Source organism: Nonomuraea diastatica (genome assembly GCF_004349015.1).
GTDB lineage: Bacteria > Actinomycetota > Actinomycetes > Streptosporangiales > Streptosporangiaceae > Nonomuraea > Nonomuraea diastatica.
Genome location: NZ_SMKP01000048.1, coordinates 1 through 16,613 on the forward strand (window position 1 = coordinate 1; position 16,613 = coordinate 16,613).

General features: G+C 68.3%; 20 protein-coding genes. 18 read left to right on the forward strand and 2 right to left on the reverse strand.

Going from position 1 to position 16,613, the window contains the following annotated elements; genetic code table 11:
• The 14 genes from E1294_RS18495 to E1294_RS18560 form a co-directional block, all read left to right on the forward strand.
• Positions 1–356: hypothetical protein (locus E1294_RS18495; protein ID WP_132509757.1), on the forward strand; the 356-nt coding region annotated here is incomplete at its 5' end.
• 112 nt (positions 357–468) lie between these two features.
• Complete coding sequence (locus E1294_RS18500; protein WP_132509758.1) at positions 469–1,734, forward strand: serine hydroxymethyltransferase; 1,266 nt, start codon at positions 469–471, stop codon at positions 1,732–1,734.
• A 57-nt stretch (positions 1,735–1,791) separates the two neighbouring features.
• The gene (locus tag E1294_RS18505; RefSeq protein ID WP_181958520.1) at positions 1,792–3,078 is read left to right on the forward strand and encodes a glycosyltransferase family 4 protein; all 1,287 of its coding nucleotides are present in this window, start codon (positions 1,792–1,794) and stop codon (positions 3,076–3,078) included.
• 130 nt (positions 3,079–3,208) lie between these two features.
• Entirely contained in the window at positions 3,209–3,631 is a 423-nt protein-coding gene (locus tag E1294_RS18510; protein WP_132509759.1) for a Cg1360 family ATP-synthase-associated protein, read from the forward strand.
• Positions 3,632–3,696: 65 nt separating this feature from the next.
• Entirely contained in the window at positions 3,697–3,912 is a 216-nt protein-coding gene (locus E1294_RS18515; protein ID WP_246083095.1) for an AtpZ/AtpI family protein, read from the forward strand.
• A 130-nt stretch (positions 3,913–4,042) separates the two neighbouring features.
• Positions 4,043–4,777: a F0F1 ATP synthase subunit A gene (gene atpB, locus E1294_RS18520; protein ID WP_342775060.1), complete on the forward strand. Its 735-nt coding sequence runs from the start codon at positions 4,043–4,045 to the stop codon at positions 4,775–4,777.
• Between the two features lie 71 nt (positions 4,778–4,848).
• The gene (atpE, locus tag E1294_RS18525; RefSeq protein WP_132509761.1) at positions 4,849–5,088 is read left to right on the forward strand and encodes an ATP synthase F0 subunit C; all 240 of its coding nucleotides are present in this window, start codon (positions 4,849–4,851) and stop codon (positions 5,086–5,088) included.
• Positions 5,089–5,119: 31 nt separating this feature from the next.
• Entirely contained in the window at positions 5,120–5,671 is a 552-nt protein-coding gene (locus E1294_RS18530) for a F0F1 ATP synthase subunit B (protein ID WP_132509762.1), read from the forward strand.
• Complete coding sequence (locus tag E1294_RS18535; protein WP_132509763.1) at positions 5,671–6,480, forward strand: F0F1 ATP synthase subunit delta; 810 nt, start codon at positions 5,671–5,673, stop codon at positions 6,478–6,480. The genes E1294_RS18530 and E1294_RS18535 overlap by 1 nt, the downstream gene beginning before the upstream one ends.
• A 24-nt stretch (positions 6,481–6,504) precedes the next feature.
• Positions 6,505–8,151, forward strand: coding sequence for a F0F1 ATP synthase subunit alpha (gene atpA, locus E1294_RS18540; RefSeq protein WP_132509764.1), 1,647 nt, complete (start codon positions 6,505–6,507; stop codon positions 8,149–8,151).
• Between the two features lie 3 nt (positions 8,152–8,154).
• Entirely contained in the window at positions 8,155–9,057 is a 903-nt protein-coding gene (locus E1294_RS18545) for a F0F1 ATP synthase subunit gamma (protein WP_132509765.1), read from the forward strand.
• Between the two features lies 1 nt (position 9,058).
• Complete coding sequence (gene atpD / locus E1294_RS18550; RefSeq protein WP_132509766.1) at positions 9,059–10,507, forward strand: F0F1 ATP synthase subunit beta; 1,449 nt, start codon at positions 9,059–9,061, stop codon at positions 10,505–10,507.
• A gap of 226 nt (positions 10,508–10,733) precedes the next feature.
• Complete coding sequence (locus tag E1294_RS18555) at positions 10,734–11,135, forward strand: F0F1 ATP synthase subunit epsilon (protein WP_132331956.1); 402 nt, start codon at positions 10,734–10,736, stop codon at positions 11,133–11,135.
• A gap of 27 nt (positions 11,136–11,162) precedes the next feature.
• Positions 11,163–11,543 carry a DUF2550 domain-containing protein gene (locus E1294_RS18560; protein WP_132509767.1) on the forward strand — a complete coding sequence of 127 codons (381 nt, stop codon included), beginning with the start codon at positions 11,163–11,165 and terminating at the stop codon, positions 11,541–11,543.
• A 38-nt stretch (positions 11,544–11,581) separates the two neighbouring features.
• Here the strand turns inward: E1294_RS18560 and E1294_RS18565 are convergent, their stop codons facing one another.
• A complete protein-coding gene (locus E1294_RS18565) occupies positions 11,582–12,172 on the reverse strand; it encodes a cob(I)yrinic acid a,c-diamide adenosyltransferase (protein WP_132509768.1) in 591 nt (196 codons plus the stop codon).
• A gap of 130 nt (positions 12,173–12,302) precedes the next feature.
• Here E1294_RS18565 and E1294_RS18570 point away from each other — a divergent pair, with 130 nt between their 5' ends.
• From E1294_RS18570 to E1294_RS18585, 4 genes are all read left to right on the forward strand, one after another.
• Positions 12,303–13,199 carry an ABC transporter ATP-binding protein gene (locus tag E1294_RS18570; protein WP_132509769.1) on the forward strand — a complete coding sequence of 299 codons (897 nt, stop codon included), beginning with the start codon at positions 12,303–12,305 and terminating at the stop codon, positions 13,197–13,199.
• Positions 13,196–14,305, forward strand: coding sequence for an ABC transporter permease (locus E1294_RS18575; protein WP_132509770.1), 1,110 nt, complete (start codon positions 13,196–13,198; stop codon positions 14,303–14,305). Before E1294_RS18570 ends, E1294_RS18575 begins: the two co-directional genes overlap by 4 nt.
• A complete protein-coding gene (locus E1294_RS18580; protein WP_132509771.1) occupies positions 14,306–15,457 on the forward strand; it encodes a sensor histidine kinase in 1,152 nt (383 codons plus the stop codon).
• A 78-nt stretch (positions 15,458–15,535) separates the two neighbouring features.
• Entirely contained in the window at positions 15,536–15,853 is a 318-nt protein-coding gene (locus tag E1294_RS18585) for an STAS domain-containing protein (protein WP_132509772.1), read from the forward strand.
• Between the two features lie 125 nt (positions 15,854–15,978).
• Here E1294_RS18585 and E1294_RS18590 read toward each other — a convergent pair whose 3' ends face one another.
• Positions 15,979–16,521, reverse strand: a complete 543-nt coding sequence (locus E1294_RS18590; protein ID WP_246083096.1) for a TetR/AcrR family transcriptional regulator — start codon at positions 16,519–16,521, stop codon at positions 15,979–15,981.
• Positions 16,522–16,613 lie beyond the last annotated feature (92 nt).

Sequence of the window (16,613 nt, forward strand, 5' to 3'; positions counted from 1 at the left end):
CCCCCAAGCCCAAGCAGCGCGACGAGACCCCGCCCATCAGCTCCACGGGCCCCTTGGACAACCCGCAGCGGGCCTGGGAGTTCAATCCCGACTACCAGCGCCTGGTCGTCGCATGGAACACCGTCCTGCCCCAGCTGGAGGCGCTCAGAACGGTCCTGGACAAGGCGTACGCCCTGGCCAAGAGCCCGCAGACGTGGGACGCCCCGGTGGGCGAGCGCTACGTCGAGGACATCCGCGAGTGGCGCACCAGGCTGTCGGTCTATCGGCATGCCGTGCTGACCGCGATCAGCGACGAGGCGGCCGACACACCGAGGTGGATCCAGACGACGGCCAACGCGCCGCACGCGTTCCAGTGACGGGGTGCACGCGCACGTCAGCCGTTCGTCGGTCAACGACCGTCCTGGAAGAACGGATTCCGGGCATCACCTCACTATGGGAGAAACGGACACCAGGTCGTACAGTGGGGAAATGGGTGCGGAACCCTACTACGGTCCCGACTTCGGGCTGCTGCGCCGGGAGGATCCCGAGCTCGCGCAGGTTCTGCTCGACGAGCTCGACCGCGTTCGCGGCGGGATCCAGCTCATCGCGAGCGAGAACTTCACCTCGCCCGCCGTCCTGGCCGCGCTGGGGTCCACGTTGACGAACAAGTACGCCGAGGGTTACCCGGGCCGGCGTTACTACGGCGGTTGCGAGGTCGTCGACCGCGCCGAGCGGCTGGCGATCGAGCGGGCGTGCCGGTTGTTCGGGGCGGAGCACGCCAATGTCCAGCCCCACTCGGGCGCCTCGGCGAACCTGGCCGCCTACGCGGCGCTCCTCCAGCCGGGCGACACGATGCTGGCCATGGCCCTGCCGCACGGCGGCCATCTCACGCATGGCTCCAAGGTGAACTTCTCGGGAAGATGGTTCGACGTCGTGTCGTACGGGGTGCGTCGTGACAGTGAACTCATCGACTACGACGAGGTGCGGGATCTCGCGCTGCGGCACCAGCCGAAGCTCATCGTGTGCGGTGCCACGGCGTACCCGAGGCTGATCGACTTCGCGGCCTTCCGCGGCATCGCGGACGAGGTGGGTGCGTGGTTGCTGGCGGACGTGGCGCACCCGATCGGGTTGATGGCGGGCGGTGCGATCCCGTCGGCGGTGCCGTACGCGGACGTCGTGACCTTCACCACGCACAAGGTGCTGCGCGGACCGCGCGGCGGCGCCATCCTGTGCACGCGGGAGCTGGCAGCCAGGATCGACCGGGCGGTGTTCCCGTTCGTCCAGGGCGGGCCGCTCATGCACGTGGTGGCGGCCAAGGCGGTGGCGTTCGGGGAGGCGATGCGACCGGAGTTCGCCGGCTACACCAGGAAGGTGATCGCGAACGCGCGGGCGCTGGCGGAGGCGCTGGACGCGGAGGGCATGCGGGCCGTGTCCGGGGGCACCGACACGCACCTGGCGCTGATCGACCTGCGCGGGGTGGGGGTGCAGGGCGTCGAGGCGGAGCGGAGGTGCGCGGCCGCGGGCATCACGCTCAACCGCAACGTGATCCCGTACGATCCCGAGCCGGCGGCCGTGACATCGGGGATCCGTGTCGGTACGCCGTGCGTGACGACGCAGGGCATGGGGCCCGAGGATCTGAAAGAGCTGGGGTCCCTGGTCGCCAGGGCCGTGCGCGATCCGGGTGCTGCGGAGGAGGTCAGGGCAAGGGTGACGGCCCTTCTCGCCATTCATCGGCCATATCTCAGCGAATTTTGAGCCGGTCTGTGTCGTTTTCCGGTCACAGCGGGCCGGAGCATCCGGGAAACTAGGTTCGTGCGCGAATACCTCTTCATGGCGCTCATCTCGGCAGCGGTGACCTACCTGCTGGTGCCTCTGGTGCGCCGCTTCGCCATCGGCATCGGCGCCATGCCGGAGGTTCGCGAGCGCGACGTGCACACCACGCCGACGCCCAGGCTGGGCGGCCTGGCGATGTACGGCGGCCTGGTCGTGGGGCTGCTGGTGGCCAGCAGGCTCACCCACACGGGCGCGGCCCTGGCCGAGTCCGACGGCGACGCCGTCACCGCGCTGATCGTCGCGGGCGGGCTCATCACGCTCACCGGGTTCCTCGACGACTGGTGGGGCATGGACGCCTTCGTCAAGCTCGCCGGGCAGATCGCGGCGGCCGGCGTGCTGGTCTTCTTCGACCTCCGGCTCCTCTACATCCCGCTGCCGCAGGACTGGGGCGGCTCCACCAGCCTCGACTACACGCTCAGCACCGTCATCACGATCATGGTCGTGGTCGTGACCATCAACGCGGTCAACTTCGTCGACGGGCTCGACGGCCTGGCGGCGGGGGTCGTGTGCATCGCGGGCATGGCCACCTGGGCCTATTCGATCTTCCTCGCCGAGGAGATCAGCGGTGGCCGCATCACGACGACGGCCGCCATCGCCGCCGTGCTCATCGGCGCGTGCCTGGGCTTCCTGCCGCACAACTTCCATCCGGCGAAGATCTTCATGGGCGACACGGGGGCCATGCTCATCGGGCTCGTGCTCGCCTCGTCGATCGTCACCGTGACGCCGCTCGACCCGGCGATCATCGAGGGCATGAACAAGGTGCCGGTGCTGCTGCCGCTGCTCCTGCCGGCGGCGGTGCTGGTGTTGCCGCTGGTCGACCTGATCACCGCGGTGGTGCGGCGCACCTCGCGCGGCCTGTCGCCGTTCGCGCCCGACCGCGGCCACCTGCACCACCGGCTGATGGACATCGGCCACTCGCACCGCAGGTCCGTGCTGATCATGTACGCGTGGGCGTTCCTGTTCGCCTTCGGCATCGTGGGCATGTCCACCATCGGCGTGCCGGTCCTGCTGTTCCCCGTGGTCATCGTGCTCGCGCTGGCCGTGCTGGTGCTGATGGCCCTGCCGCGCTGGCGGGGCAGGGGCGGGGCGCACACGGCGTCGCGCGACGACCCCGACGACGACGGCCCGCCCACGGGGCCGATGCCGCCGATCCCGCCGGAGCCGGAGGTCAGACGGCGGATGCCGCCGCCGGGAGACGGCTCGCCGCAGGGCCGCTCGACGGTCGAGGGCAATTCGGTCATTCCTGTCCATCCGGGGCGTTCGTGATCGCGAACTAGAAACGGCAGGTAAAAGCGGTCTTCTGTGAGCTTGTGATATCTTTCACGAGCAGGGACTCCAGACGCACCGGTTCTGGAGGTAGCAAACGCTCGCTTGACAACAGGCTGATGGAGCACCGATGCAGGCCAATGACGTGCGCGTACTCAAAAGCGCCGCGATTCCGACCTCTGCGGTTGGGGTGGTCGCCGTGCTGGTCGCATTCCTGACGGCGGGCGGCAAGGGTGCGTTCGGTGCCGCCATGGGTGCCCTGCTCGTCGAGATCTTCTTCAGCGTCAGCGTCGTCGTGGTGTCCTACGCCGCCCGGGTCTCTCCCCAGATGATGGCGATCGCCGCGATGGTGAGCTATCTCGTCAAGGTCCTGGCCATCATGGCCGTGCTGTCCGCCTTCCGCGACACCACGGCCTGGAACACCCAGGCCTTCGCGTGGTCCGTCGTGGTCTGCACCCTCGTGTGGACGGGATTCGAGGTCCGCGCCTTCATGAAGACCAAGATGCTTTACGTCGACCCCGAGGCCGGAGTTCCGGGAAAGGGCGACGCATGACGCTCTTGCCTGGACGGGGTCCGATATGACTAGTCCTCTGTTCGCCTGCTATCGTCGGGCCCGCGATGAGCGCACAGGAACGCCGACCCGAAGAAGACGGTCGCGACTTCGCCGACGCCATGTGGTCAGTCCCCAGCTATCTACTCGCCGGGATGGCTATCTACGGCGGCCTCGGATGGTTGCTGGACCGGTGGTTGGACATGTCCGCGTTCTTCCCCATAGGCGTGATCCTGGGGGTTGTGCTCGGCGGCTACCTGGTCTACCGGAAGTTCGGTCGCTAGCCCGGAGCAGCAACCGCTTCGCTGAGGAAACTCTTGTGATCCACTACGACGTTGAAGGGAACGCCGCGTGAATGCGCTGACGGTCCTCGCTCCCGCTGGCGATCAATTCGGGGCGCCTACGCCAGACGAGTTGTTCAACCTGCCCCCCATCATCCCCGGGGTCGACTGGTTCACGAAGCCGGTTCTGCTGGCCATCATCAGCGCGATCGCCGTGATCGTTCTGTGCTGGGCGGCGTTCGGCAACCCCAAGATCGTCCCGAGGGGTGTGCAGAACGTCGTCGAATACGGCTACATGTTCGTCCGTGACCAGATCGCCCGTCCCTTCCTGGGCAAGGACGCCGACCAGTGGATGGGCCTGCTGGTCTCGATCTTCTTCATGGTCCTGCTCTGGAACCTCATGGGCGTCATCCCGCTGATCCAGTTCCCCGTGGCCTCGCACATCGCCTTCCCCGCCGTGCTGGCGATCTCGATCTACGTGCTCAAGGTCTACCTCGGCATGAAGCACCAGGGCGCGGTCGGCTACTTCAAGAACATGATGTTCCCGCCGGGGCTGCCCAAGCCGATCTACGTGCTGCTCTCGCCGATCGAGTTCCTGTCCAACCTGATCATCGCGCCCTTCACGCACTTCGTCCGACTGTTCGCCAACATGTTCGCCGGGCACATGCTGCTCGCGTTCTTCAGCATGGTGGGCTTCTGGTTCCTCTTCGAGAAGCTGACCCCGCTGGGCGCCCCCGTCGGCGTCGTGGGCGTCCTCATGACCATCGTCCTCACGGGCTTCGAGATGTTCATCGAGTTCCTGCAGGCCTATCTGTTCGCGATGCTGGCCGCGATGTACATCGGCAGTTCGCTGCACGCTGAGCACTGAGAACCACATACCGGAATTGTCCAGACCGGTGGGGACTCCGCTTCACCGGCCGTCCAGTAAAGGAAACAGTAATGAGCGTTCTCGCTGAGGTCTCCGGCAACGTCACCGCCATCGGTTACGGTCTCGCCGCCATCGGCCCCGGCATCGGCGTCGGCATCATCTTCGGTCAGGGCGTGCAGGCCATTGCCCGCCAGCCCGAGGCGTACGGCCTGATTCGCCAGAACATGCTCCTCGGCTTCGTCCTCACCGAGGCCCTCGCTCTGATCGGTCTCGTCGCGCCGTTCATCTTCCAGGGCATCGGCGCGGCCTGACGAGTTCCCACCCTGACGAAAGGCTGCATCCATGACTATGGCAGCTAAGCTCCTCGCCTCGGATGGGGAGGCCAACCCTCTCATCCCGCACACGTACGAGCTCGTCGTCGGTATCTTCGCGTTCGCCGTCGTCCTGATCGTCGTCGGCAAGATTCTTGTCCCGCGCATCCAGAAGACGCTGGCCGAGCGTACGGACGCGATCGAGGGCGGCATCAAGAGGGCGGAAGAAGCGCAGGCCCAGGCACAGGTCCTGCAGCAGGAATACCGCGACCAGCTGGCCGAGGCCAGGCAGGAGGCGGCCAGGCTGCGCGAGGAGGCTCGCGAGCAGGCCGCGCAGATCAAGGCGGAGCTCCGCGAGGAGGCACAGGCCGAGGCCCGGCGTCTCGTCGAGGCTGCGCACGCGCAGATCGAGGCGGACCGCCAGGCGGCCTTCGCCCAGCTCCGCGCGGAGATCGGCCGCCTGTCGACCGATCTGGCCGGCCGCATCGTCGGCGAGTCCCTCGAGGACGAAACCCGGCAGAGCCGCATCGTCGACCGATTCCTCGACGAGCTGGAAAGCTCCAACGCGCAGGCGGTGCGTTAATGAGGGGCCTGAGCAGGGCGTCGCTGGCCGAGGTCGAGGAGCGGTTCAACGCGGTCGCCGGCAGTGCCGACCTCGGCACGCTCTCCGACGAGCTGTTCGCGGTCGCGGATCTGCTCGACCGCGAGCACGGCCTGCGCCGTGCTCTGTCCGACCCGTCCAGGCCGGGCGAGCAGAAGGCGGGCATGATCCGCTCGCTGCTCGACGGCAGGATCAGCGAGGCGGCGCTCGCCACCGCCGAGACCGCGGTCTCGGCGCGATGGTCACGCGCCGGTGACCTGGCCGACGTGCTCGAACGGCTCGGCGTCGCCTCCGCGGCCGCGGAGGCGGAGGGCCAGTCACGGCTCGACGAGGTGGAGGACGAGCTCTTCCGCTTCGGCCGCATCGTGGCCGCCAATCCGGAGCTGCGCCGGGCGCTCACCGACGCGGGAGCACCGGAGGCCGGCAAGCAGGAGCTGCTGAGCCGGCTGCTCGACGGCAAGGTCGCCCCCACGAGCCTGCGCCTGATCAACCAGCTGGTGCTGCACCCGCGTGGGCGTAGCCTGGAGTCGGGCCTGGAAGAGGTCGGTCACCTCGTGGCAGAGCAGCGCCGCCGCCTCGTGGCGGTGGTGCGCACCGCGGTCGAGCTGACCGACGCGCAGCGCCAGCGCCTGATGGCGTGGCTGCGCACCTCCTACGGCCGTGACGTGCACCTGAACGTCGAGGTGGACAAGCGAGTGCTCGGTGGGTTCTCGGTCCGCATCGGCGACGAGATCATCGACACCACCATTGTGGGACGAATCGAAGAAGTCCGCCGCCGGTTGGCCGGCTAAGGCGAATAGGGAGACAGAGTAGAGATGGCGGAGCTTACGATCCGGCCGGACGAGATCCGGGACGCGCTTGAGCGCTTCGTCCAGGCGTACGAACCGGAAGGCGCCGCGCGCGAGGAGATCGGGACCGTCGTCGACGCCGGCGACGGCATTGCCCATGTCTCCGGCCTTCCCTCGGCGATGGCGAACGAGCTGCTCGAGTTCGAGGGCGGCACGCGCGGTCTGGCACTTAACCTCGACACCCGCGAGATCGGTGCCGTTATTCTGGGCGCCTTCAGCGGCATCGAGGAGGGCCAGACGGTCCGCAGGACGGGCGAGGTCCTGTCCGTGCCCGTCGGTGACGACTTCCTCGGTCGCGTGGTCGACCCCCTGGGCAACCCGCTCGACGGCAAGGGCGCCATCCAGGCCGAGGGCACCCGTGCCCTCGAACTGCAGGCCCCCTCGGTCGTCCAGCGGCAGCCGGTGAAGCAGCCGCTGCAGACCGGCATCAAGGCGATCGACGCCATGACGCCGATCGGCCGCGGCCAGCGTCAGCTGATCATCGGCGACCGCGGCACCGGCAAGACCGCGATCGCGGTCGACACGATCCTCAACCAGCGCGAGGCCTGGGCGTCGGGCGACCCTGAGAAGCAGGTGCGCTGCGTCTACGTCGCGGTCGGCCAGAAGGGCTCGACGATCGCGCAGGTCAAGGCCCGCCTGGAGGAGGCCGGCGCGCTCGAATACACCACGATCGTGGCCGCCCCCGCCTCCGACCCGGCCGGCTACAAATACCTTGCCCCCTACACCGGCTCGGCCATCGGCCAGCACTGGATGTACCAGGGCAAGCACGTTCTGATCGTCTTCGACGACCTGACCAAGCAGGCCGACGCCTACCGCGCCGTGTCCCTGCTGCTGCGTCGCCCTCCGGGCCGCGAGGCCTTCCCCGGCGACGTCTTCTACCTCCACTCCAGGCTCCTGGAGCGCTGCGCCAAGCTCTCCGACGACATGGGCGGCGGCTCGATGACGGGCCTGCCGGTCATCGAGACCAAGGGCAACGACGTGTCGGCGTTCATCCCGACCAACGTCATCTCCATCACCGACGGCCAGTGCTTCCTCGAGACCGACCTGTTCAACGCGGGTGTGCGCCCGGCCATCAACGTCGGCATCTCGGTGTCCCGAGTCGGTGGTTCCGCGCAGGTCAAGGCCATGCGTAAGGTCGCGGGCACGCTGAAGCTGTCGTTGTCGCAGTATCGCGACCTGGAGGCCTTCGCGGCGTTCGCGTCCGACCTCGACGCGGCCTCCAAGGCCCAGCTCGAACGCGGTCAGCGCCTGGTGGAGCTGCTCAAGCAGCCACAGTACGAACCGTTCCCCGTCGAGCGGCAGGTCGTGTCGGTGTGGGGCGGCACCACCGGCGAGCTCGACGAGGTGCCGGTCGACGACGTGCGGCGTTTCGAGACGGAGTTCCTCGACTTCCTGCAGTCCTCGCACAAGGGCATCCTCGACACCATCCGTGAGACCAACGAGCTCACCGACGACACGATGACCGCGCTCAAGGACGCCATCGCGGAGTTCAAGAAGGGCTTCACCACCTCCACGGGCGAGCTGCTGGTCAAGGACGAGCCGGTGGCGCCGCTGGAGGCCGAAGAGGTCGGCCAGGAGAAGATCAAGAAGGTCGTCCGTCGGGCGGAGAAGTAGGTCATGGGTGCCCAGCTAAGGCTGCTGCGGCGGCGGATCAACTCGGTCAAGTCGACCGCGAAGATCACGCGCGCCCAGGAGCTCATCGCCTCTTCACGGATCGTGAGGGCGCAGCAGCGGATGCAGGCGGCGCTGCCGTACGAGCGTGAGATCACTCGCGCCGTCACCGGCGTCGTCAGCAACGCGGCCAGCGTCGACCATCCGCTGACCGTGGCGAAGGACAACCCCGCCAGGGCGGGCGTCCTCATCGTCACCAGCGACAGCGGGTTCTGCGGCGGCTTCAACGCCAACGTCCTGCGCGAGGCCGAGGCCCTGCGCGGGTTGCTGGAGGGCCGCGGCCTGGACGTCGTGCCGTTCGTCACCGGGCGCAAGGGTGTCACCTGGCACACCTTCCGCCAGCGTGAGATGGGTGGCCAGTGGGTCGGCTTCTCCAGGAAGCCGGCCTACGCCGACGCCAAGGAGATCGCGCAGACGCTGATCGACTCGTTCAAGGACGACAACGGGATCGACGAGATCCACATCGTCTCGACCGAGTTCGTCTCCATGCTGACCCAGAACGTCGTGGTCAAGCGGGTCCTGCCGCTCGAGGTCGAGGAGACCGAGGCGACGGAGTCCACCGTGATCCCGCCTTACTTCGAGTTCGAGCCGACCGCGGGCGACGTTCTCGAGTCGCTGCTGCCGCGTTACGTCGAGTCTCGGATCTTCACGGCGCTGCTGCAGTCGGCGGCCTCCGAGGAGGCCGCGCGGCGGCGCGCGATGAAGTCCGCGACCGACAACGCCAACGAGCTGATGCGGCTGCTCACCCAGGAGATGAACCAGGCTCGCCAGGCGGAGATCACCCAGGAAATCAGCGAGATCGTCGGTGGGGCCAACGCGCTCGCTGACGCCGCAGCGGGGAAAGAGTGAAATGACTGCAGAGGCTGTTGAAACTGTGGAAGCCGCGGCGGCCGGCACAGGCCGCGTGGCACGTGTCACCGGCGCGGTCGTCGACGTGGAGTTCCCCGTCGACGCGATGCCCGAGATCTACAACGCGCTCAAGGTCGAGGTGACCCTCGGCGGCGAGACCAGGACCCTGACCCTCGAGGTGGCCCAGCACCTGGGCGACAACCTCGTGCGCGCCATCTCCATGCAGCCCACCGACGGCATGGTCCGCGGTCAGGCGGTGCAGGACACCGGCGGCCCGATCTCCGTGCCGGTCGGCGACGTCGTCAAGGGCCACGTGTGGAACGCGCTGGGCGAGACGCTCGACGTGCCCACCGCGTCGCTCAAGGTCGAGGAGCGGTGGGGCATCCACCGTCCCTCCCCGGCGTTCGACCAGCTCGAGTCCCGCACCGAGCTGCTCGTCACCGGCATCAAGGTCATCGACCTGCTCACTCCCTACGTGCAGGGCGGGAAGATCGGCCTGTTCGGCGGCGCCGGCGTGGGCAAGACGGTGCTCATCCAGGAGATGATCCGCCGCGTCGCCCGTAACTTCGGCGGCACCTCCTGCTTCGCCGGTGTGGGCGAGCGCACCCGTGAGGGCAACGATCTGTGGCTGGAGATGGAGGAGGCGGACGTCCTCAAGGACACCGCGCTCGTCTTCGGCCAGATGGACGAGCCGCCGGGCACCCGTCTGCGCGTGGCGCTGTCGGCGCTGACCATGGCCGAATACTTCCGCGACGTGCAGAAGCAGGACGTGTTGCTCTTCATCGACAACATCTTCCGCTTCACGCAGGCCGGCTCGGAGGTTTCGACCCTGCTCGGCCGTATGCCGTCCGCCGTGGGTTACCAGCCCACGCTGGCCGACGAGATGGGTGTGCTCCAGGAGCGCATCACCTCGACGCGCGGTCACTCGATCACCTCCATGCAGGCGATCTACGTGCCCGCCGACGACATCACCGACCCGGCCCCGCACAACGCGTTCGCGCACCTCGACGCGCAGACCGTGCTCTCCCGGCCGATCTCGGAGAAGGGCATCTACCCCGCGGTGGACCCGCTCGACTCCTCCTCCCGGATCCTCGACCCGCAGATCCTGGGCGAGGAGCACTACCGGGTCGCCCAGGAGACCAAGCGGATCCTGCAGAAATACCGAGAGCTCCAGGACATCATCGCGATCCTCGGTATCGACGAGCTGTCCGAGGAGGACAAGGTCACCGTGCAGCGGGCCCGCCGCATCGAGCGGTTCCTGTCGCACCCGATGTACGCCGCCGAGGCGTTCACCGGCCAGCCGGGCGAGACCGTCCCGCTGGACGAGACCATCGCCTCCTTCAAGGGCCTGTGCGCGGGCGAGTACGACCACCTCCCCGAGCAGGCGTTCTTCATGGTCGGTGGCATCGAGCAGGCCGTGGCCAAGGCCAAGGAACTCGAGCGCCGCTAAATCGCCCCAGTCGAAGGGCGAGCTCTGCGAGCCCGGACCCACCTGAAGGGCGAGCCTTGCGAGCCCGGACCCACCTGAAGGGCGAGCCTTGCGAGCCCGGACCCACCTGAAGGGCGAGCCTTGCGAGCCCGGACCCACCTGAAGGGCGAGCCTTGCGAGCCCGGACCTACGGTGGTGGTACGGCCGCCCGCCGTGCCACCACCTGATCGGAAAGGAACCTACACAAGTGGCGAAGCTACGCGTAGGGGTTGTCTCACCCGAGCGTGAGATCTGGTCGGGCGAGGCCGACATGGTGATTGCCAAGACCGTGGACGGCGAGATCGGTATCATGCCGCAACACGCACCTGTGCTCGGCGTCCTCGTCGAGGGCGGCGTGCTGCGCATCAAGCGGGAAGGCGAGGGCGATCTCGCGGCGGCCGTGCACGGAGGCTTCATCTCCGTGGCCGACGACGAGGTGTCCGTGCTCGCCGAGGTGGCCGAGCTCGGTTCCGAGGTCGACGTCGCGGCTGCCCGTGACGCTCTCGACCGGGCCCAGGCCTCGATCGAGGCCAACCAGGAAGACGCCGACGCGGCGATCGAGGCCAAGCGTGCCAGGGCTCGGCTCCGCGCGGCGGGCGAAGAGGTTTAATATTCCCAACGGGGCGCAGGGGGCGGCATGATGGCGACGGTTGTGATGGTCCTGGTGCTGTTCGCCGCCCTCGTGGTCCTGCGCTGGGTCACGTTGACCCGCTCGCGCGGCAGCGTGCCCTGTCGTCTGCGGGTGGGGGAGCGGGCCTGGCAGAGCGGCGTAGCCCGCTACGCCGACGGGGAGCTCCACTGGATCCCGCTTCTGGGTGTCCGACTGAGGCCGCGCCACGCTATCGCGAGGCGCGGCCTCGTCGTTTCTCCCCGCCGCGAGATCGAGGGCGGGATGTTCGCGGTGGATCTCAGCGGGAGCACGCGCGGCGTGTCCATCGCGATGAGCGCCGACGCGCTGACGGGCTTTCTCGCCTGGTTGGAGTCGGCGCCGCCGAGCGCCTATCTGGACGTCGCCTGACCTCAGCGCCTCAGCGCCTCAGCGCCTGACGCCTGCGTTCAGCGGGTGCCGCCGGGCTTCCAGAGTATCTCGTTGCCGGCGTGGGCGACCCGGCAGGTGATGAAGAGCAGGTCGGACAGCCGGTTGAGGTATTTCGCCGTCAGCACGTTCATGTCGTCGTGCGCCTGGAGCGCGGCCCAGGCCGTACGTTCGGCTCTGCGCACCGTGACCCTGGCGACGTGCAGCGCCGCCGTGGCGGGGTCGCCGCCGGGCAGGATGAAGCTGCGCAGCGGTTTGAGGCCGGCGTTGAAGCGGTCGCACTGGGTCTCCAGCCAGTCGATGTACGACTGTTCCACCCGCAGGGGCGGGAAGTCGGGGTTCGCCACGACCGGCGTGGCCAGGTCGGCCCCCAGGTCGAAGAGCTCGTTCTGGACGCGTACGAGCACCTCCACCAGGTCGGCGGGCAGGGTGCCGTGCGAGAGCGCGACCCCCAGGTGGGCGTTGGCCTCTTCCACGTCGGCGTAGGCCGCGAGCCGGAGGTCGGTCTTCGGGGCGGGGCTCATGTCGCTCAGCGTGGTGGTGCCGTCGTCGCCCGTGCGGGTGTAGATGCGGGAGAGGACGACCGGCTTGTCCTTGTCGGCGCGCGTCATGGCCTCAGCGTACTCGTGACAAATGTCATCGACATCGGACGCGGGATCCATATCGCGCCGGTGATTTCGGCGACTGGCTCGAAGAAACGGGTGAAAGCCATGATTGGCGCATGATGAAGGAGATGACCTGATGCTCGAGATCAACGAGCTGCGCAAGCGTTTCGCGGGCGGTTCCGGCGCCTCAGCCGGCAAGATCGCCTTGGACGGGATCAGCTTCACCGTACGGCCGGGCGAGATGTTCGGGTTCGTCGGCGCGAACGGCGCGGGCAAGACCACGACGATGCGCATCGTGATGGGCGTGCTCCAGGCGGACTCCGGCTCGGTGACGCTGCGGGGCGCGCCGCTCTCGCCAGACGACCGCCGGCGCTTCGGCTACATGCCGGAGGAGCGTGGTCTGTACCAGAAGATGCGGGTCGCCGAGCAGATCGAGTACTTCGGCCGCCTGCACGGGATGAGCACGACGGCCGTCACGAAGGCCACTGACGACCTGCTGGAACAGCTCGGGCTGACCGAGCGCAAGAACGACGCGGTGCAGGCCCTCTCGCTGGGCAACCAGCAGCGGGTGCAGCTCGCCGTGGCCCTGATCCACGACCCCGAGCTGCTCATCCTGGACGAGCCGTTCTCCGGGCTCGACCCGATCGCGGTCGACGCGCTGGCCACGGTGCTGCAGGAGCGGTGCAGGGGAGGCGTGCCGGTGATCTTCTCCAGTCACCAGCTGGAGCTGGTGGAGCGGCTGTGCGACTCCGTGGGCATCGTCTCGGCCGGGCGGATGGTCGCCGCGGGCGCGGTGGCCGACCTGCGGGCGGCCGAGCGGAACGAGCTGCGCGTGGTTGTCAGGAACCCCGCCCCGGGCTGGGCGGACGGCCTGCCGGGCACGGTCACCGTCGATGGCGACCGGCACACCCTGCGCACCACCGGCGGCGATGACCAGGAGATCCTGCGTCGCGCCGTGAAGGCGGGGCGAGTCGAACACTTCGGGGCCGAGCAGCCGAGCCTCACCGAGATCTTCAAGGAGGCCGTGGCGTGAACGGACTGATGCTGGTCGCCCGCAGGGAGATCACCACACAGGTGCGGACGAAGGGGTTCGTCATCGGCCTGCTCGTCACGGCGGTGCTGGTGGCGGCGGTCTCGTTCGCTCCCAAGGTGCTGGGCGGTGACGACTCCTACACGCTGGGCACCGTCAACTCCCAGCAGCTCCCGCTGCAGGCCGCCGCGCCCGACACGAAGTTCGAGTGGCGGGAGTTCCCCGACGAGGGTACGGCGACGCAGGCGGTGCTCGACGGCGACGTGGACGCGGTGCTGGTCAACGGCGCCAAGGTGCTGACGGACGGGGAGATCGACGGGCAACTCGGCGTGCTGCTGCAGAGCGTGAACCGAGAGGTCAAGCTCGGCGCCGCCGGCATGTCCATCCCGCCGCTGCAGATGCAGTCCGTGGGCGCCGACACGCGGTACGAGTCCGCGCGCGCCGGCATCGCCGTGGTGCTCGTCCTCGTGCTTTTCATGCTCATCATGGGCCAGGTCATGATGGTGGCCATGGGCGTGGTGGAGGAGAAGGGCAGCAGGATCGTGGAGATCCTGCTCTCCACCGTGCGGCCGTGGCAGCTGCTCGGCGGGAAGATCGTGGGGCTGGGCGCGCTCGGCCTGATCAACCTGGTCACCATCCTGGTCGTCGGGCTCGGCTCGGCGATGGCCTCGGGCATCGCCACCGACTTCCCGCCCGGCATCCCGGGTCTGGTGGCCGCGGTGCTGGTGTGGTTCGTCCTCGGCTACGCCTTCTTCGCGGCGCTGGCGGCGGCCTTCGGATCGCTGGTCTCGCGGCAGGAGGAGGTGGGCTCGGTGCTGACGCCGCTGACCATGCTCATTATGATCACTTACTTCGTCGCCTTCTACGCCACCAACGACGCGACAGGCACGCTGGCCACGGTCGTGTCGTACATCCCGCCGTTCTCGTCCATGGTCATGCCGGTGCGGATGGCGGCGACCGAGGTGCCGCTGTGGCAGGTGGGCGCGTCCATGGCGGCGATGGTCCTGGCCGTGCTCGCGGTGCTGGCCTTCGGGGCCAAGATCTACGAGCGCGCGGTGCTGCGGACGGGGGCCCGACTCAAACTCGGCGACGTGCTGCGCACGAAGTAGATGGACCCGATCAAGCGGGCACGGCGCCTCACCTGGGTGATGATCGTCTCGGGCTTGCTGATGATGTGGCCGCTCATCGCCGTCTCGTCCGTGACCGCACAGGCGGAGGGTACGTTCTCGTGGTGGCGGGCCGTTCCGGCGCTGATCGCCGCCGGCGGGTTCACCTGGCTCTACCCGCGCATCGCCGACGCGATCCTGGACCGCCGCTACCCCACCAGGCAGGTGGTGGTGGCGGCGGTTCTCGCGTTGGTCGCGGCGGGCGCGGGCGGGGCGGACCCGATCGGATGGGGTTTCGTCCTCGTGGCCTGGCTGGGCGTCGCCATGCTCGGCGTCTCCATCCGCACGCTTGTCCTGCAACTGCTCGGGACCTGGGTGGCCGGTGTCACGCTGGCGTTGGCGCCGGGCGCCATGGCCCTCGACGTGTCCACCGATCGGGGTTTCCTCTACTACGCCTTGCTCTACGGTCTCTGGTGCGTGCTCCTGCCGCCGTCCGGCCGGATCTGGCTCCTGATCTGGAGGCTGGCCATGGAGGCCCACGAGGGCCGCGACGCGCACACGCGGCTGGCCCTGGCGGAGGAGCGGCTGCGTTTCTCAAGGGACCTGCACGACCTCGTGGGGCACCAGCTGTCCGCCATCGCGGTCAAGACGGAGCTGGCCGTACGGCTGTCGGGCAAGGACGCCGGCGCGGCGAGGGCCGAGATGGCGGAGGTCAACACGCTGACCAGGAAGGCGCTCAGGGAGCTGCGCCAGGCGGTGCGCGGCTACCGCGAGCTTGACTTGGCCGCCGAGCTGAATAGCGTTGAAGGCGTACTCGAAGCGGCGGGGGTCCGCTGCGAGACACGCCTGCCCTACCGCGAGCTGCCCGACGGGGTGGCGCCGGTGTTCGCCTACGCGGTCCGCGAGGCGGTGACCAACGTGCTCAAGCACAGCGTCGCGACGTTCTGCCGCATCACGATCCGCTTCACCGATGAGGAGGCGGAGCTGGAGGTGCGCAACGACGGGGCGGTCGAGCGTCAGAGCGAGGAGCCGGGGAGCGGCCTGGCGGGCCTGAGGGAGCGGCTGGCCGCCGCGGGCGGGAAGGTGAGCGCCCAGCCGGCAGGCGATGGCGAGTTCGTGCTGAACGCAGTCGTGTCACTTCCGATACGTGGGTAGGAGAGTTTTGCGGGGGGTTTCACCCGGCGCGGTTCGCGCTGGTCGCGACCTGCCCGCAGGCGTGGCTGAGGAGGTGACATGCGCGTCCGGGGGAATCCGAGAGCCCAGGTGGTGCGGATAGGGGCCCGGCTGGACGCTGGGACGTCGGCCGGGGTGCGTGAGCGCCTGCACAAGGCTCTCGACACCGGCGAAGGCGACCTGATCCTCGATCTCTCCAAGCTGGAGATGATCGACGCGACCGGTCTCGGAGTGCTTGTGGGAGCGCATCGGCGCGCGCTGAGCGTGCAACGTCGCCTCGTTCTTCGGGGGGTGCCCCCGCGGATCATGCGGATACTCGCGGTGACCCGGCTGAATCGGGTGCTGCACGTGGAGGTTCCCGCTGCCGCGGTGGCCTGAGGTGACATATCGGAGCGGGCAACGATCAGCCGTCGCCCGCTCTTTCTTGGCTTAGACAAAAAGCAGATTACGGATGTCCGCGATACCGCTCTGAATCGTCGTGCGAAAGAGATGGTTATGCGGAGTCAGCCGGGGCCGAGGCTGCGGTTGAAGATGTGCACGGCGACGGCGACGAGTTCGTCGATCTCCGGTTGATCCTCGGAGAGCAGCCATTCGATGAGCAACTCTTGCAGGACGCCAATGACACCCAGCGCCACCAAGCGCCGATTGAGCGGGGAGGCCTGCTGGAAATCGGCGGACGCCTCCTCCACGAGCCGGGCGAACGAGTCCACCGCGCGCTGGCGCGACATGGCCAGCACATCCCCCGATCTGCGCACCTCGACGTGCATGATGCGGGCCCGGCGCCAGTCGGCCGTGGCGAACTCGACGTACGCGCGAATCCCCGCCTCCACCCGGCCCGCCAGCGTGTCGGGCGCCTCCTGTAAGGCCTTGGCCACGAATGCCAGGCTTTCCTCCACGCAGCGTTCGTGCAACGCCCGAAGGAGCTCTTCGCGGCCGCCGAAACATTCGTAGAAGGCCCGGTTGGAGATCCTCGCCTCCGAGCACAACCTTTCGATGGTCGTCGCCGCGAAACCCGGTTTCGCGTATAGCGTGTACGCGGCCGTCATCAGCCGCTCTCGTCTGTCCGCCAGCCTTTGCTCAGCCGACATTCCCCGGTAAGACCGGTTCACATTCCACCCGTCCAACATGATCGTGGCCC

Excerpts from the sequence above, each read along its gene's own strand:
- E1294_RS18545 (WP_132509765.1), top strand. The coding sequence starts at position 8,155 with ATGGGTGCCCAGCTAAGGCTGCTGCGGCGGCGGATCAACTCGGTCAAG.
- E1294_RS18580 (WP_132509771.1), top strand. The coding sequence starts at position 14,306 with ATGGACCCGATCAAGCGGGCACGGCGCCTCACCTGGGTGATGATCGTC.
- E1294_RS18530 (WP_132509762.1), top strand. The coding sequence starts at position 5,120 with ATGACTATGGCAGCTAAGCTCCTCGCCTCGGATGGGGAGGCCAACCCT.
- atpE (WP_132509761.1), top strand. The coding sequence starts at position 4,849 with ATGAGCGTTCTCGCTGAGGTCTCCGGCAACGTCACCGCCATCGGTTAC.
- E1294_RS18570 (WP_132509769.1), top strand. The coding sequence starts at position 12,303 with ATGCTCGAGATCAACGAGCTGCGCAAGCGTTTCGCGGGCGGTTCCGGC.
- atpD (WP_132509766.1), top strand. The coding sequence starts at position 9,059 with ATGACTGCAGAGGCTGTTGAAACTGTGGAAGCCGCGGCGGCCGGCACA.
- atpA (WP_132509764.1), top strand. The coding sequence starts at position 6,505 with ATGGCGGAGCTTACGATCCGGCCGGACGAGATCCGGGACGCGCTTGAG.
- E1294_RS18500 (WP_132509758.1), top strand. The coding sequence starts at position 469 with ATGGGTGCGGAACCCTACTACGGTCCCGACTTCGGGCTGCTGCGCCGG.
- E1294_RS18590 (WP_246083096.1), bottom strand. The coding sequence starts at position 16,521 with ATGACGGCCGCGTACACGCTATACGCGAAACCGGGTTTCGCGGCGACG.
- E1294_RS18515 (WP_246083095.1), top strand. The coding sequence starts at position 3,697 with ATGAGCGCACAGGAACGCCGACCCGAAGAAGACGGTCGCGACTTCGCC.
- E1294_RS18510 (WP_132509759.1), top strand. The coding sequence starts at position 3,209 with ATGCAGGCCAATGACGTGCGCGTACTCAAAAGCGCCGCGATTCCGACC.
- E1294_RS18565 (WP_132509768.1), bottom strand. The coding sequence starts at position 12,172 with ATGACGCGCGCCGACAAGGACAAGCCGGTCGTCCTCTCCCGCATCTAC.
- E1294_RS18585 (WP_132509772.1), top strand. The coding sequence starts at position 15,536 with ATGCGCGTCCGGGGGAATCCGAGAGCCCAGGTGGTGCGGATAGGGGCC.
- E1294_RS18560 (WP_132509767.1), top strand. The coding sequence starts at position 11,163 with ATGATGGCGACGGTTGTGATGGTCCTGGTGCTGTTCGCCGCCCTCGTG.
- E1294_RS18535 (WP_132509763.1), top strand. The coding sequence starts at position 5,671 with ATGAGGGGCCTGAGCAGGGCGTCGCTGGCCGAGGTCGAGGAGCGGTTC.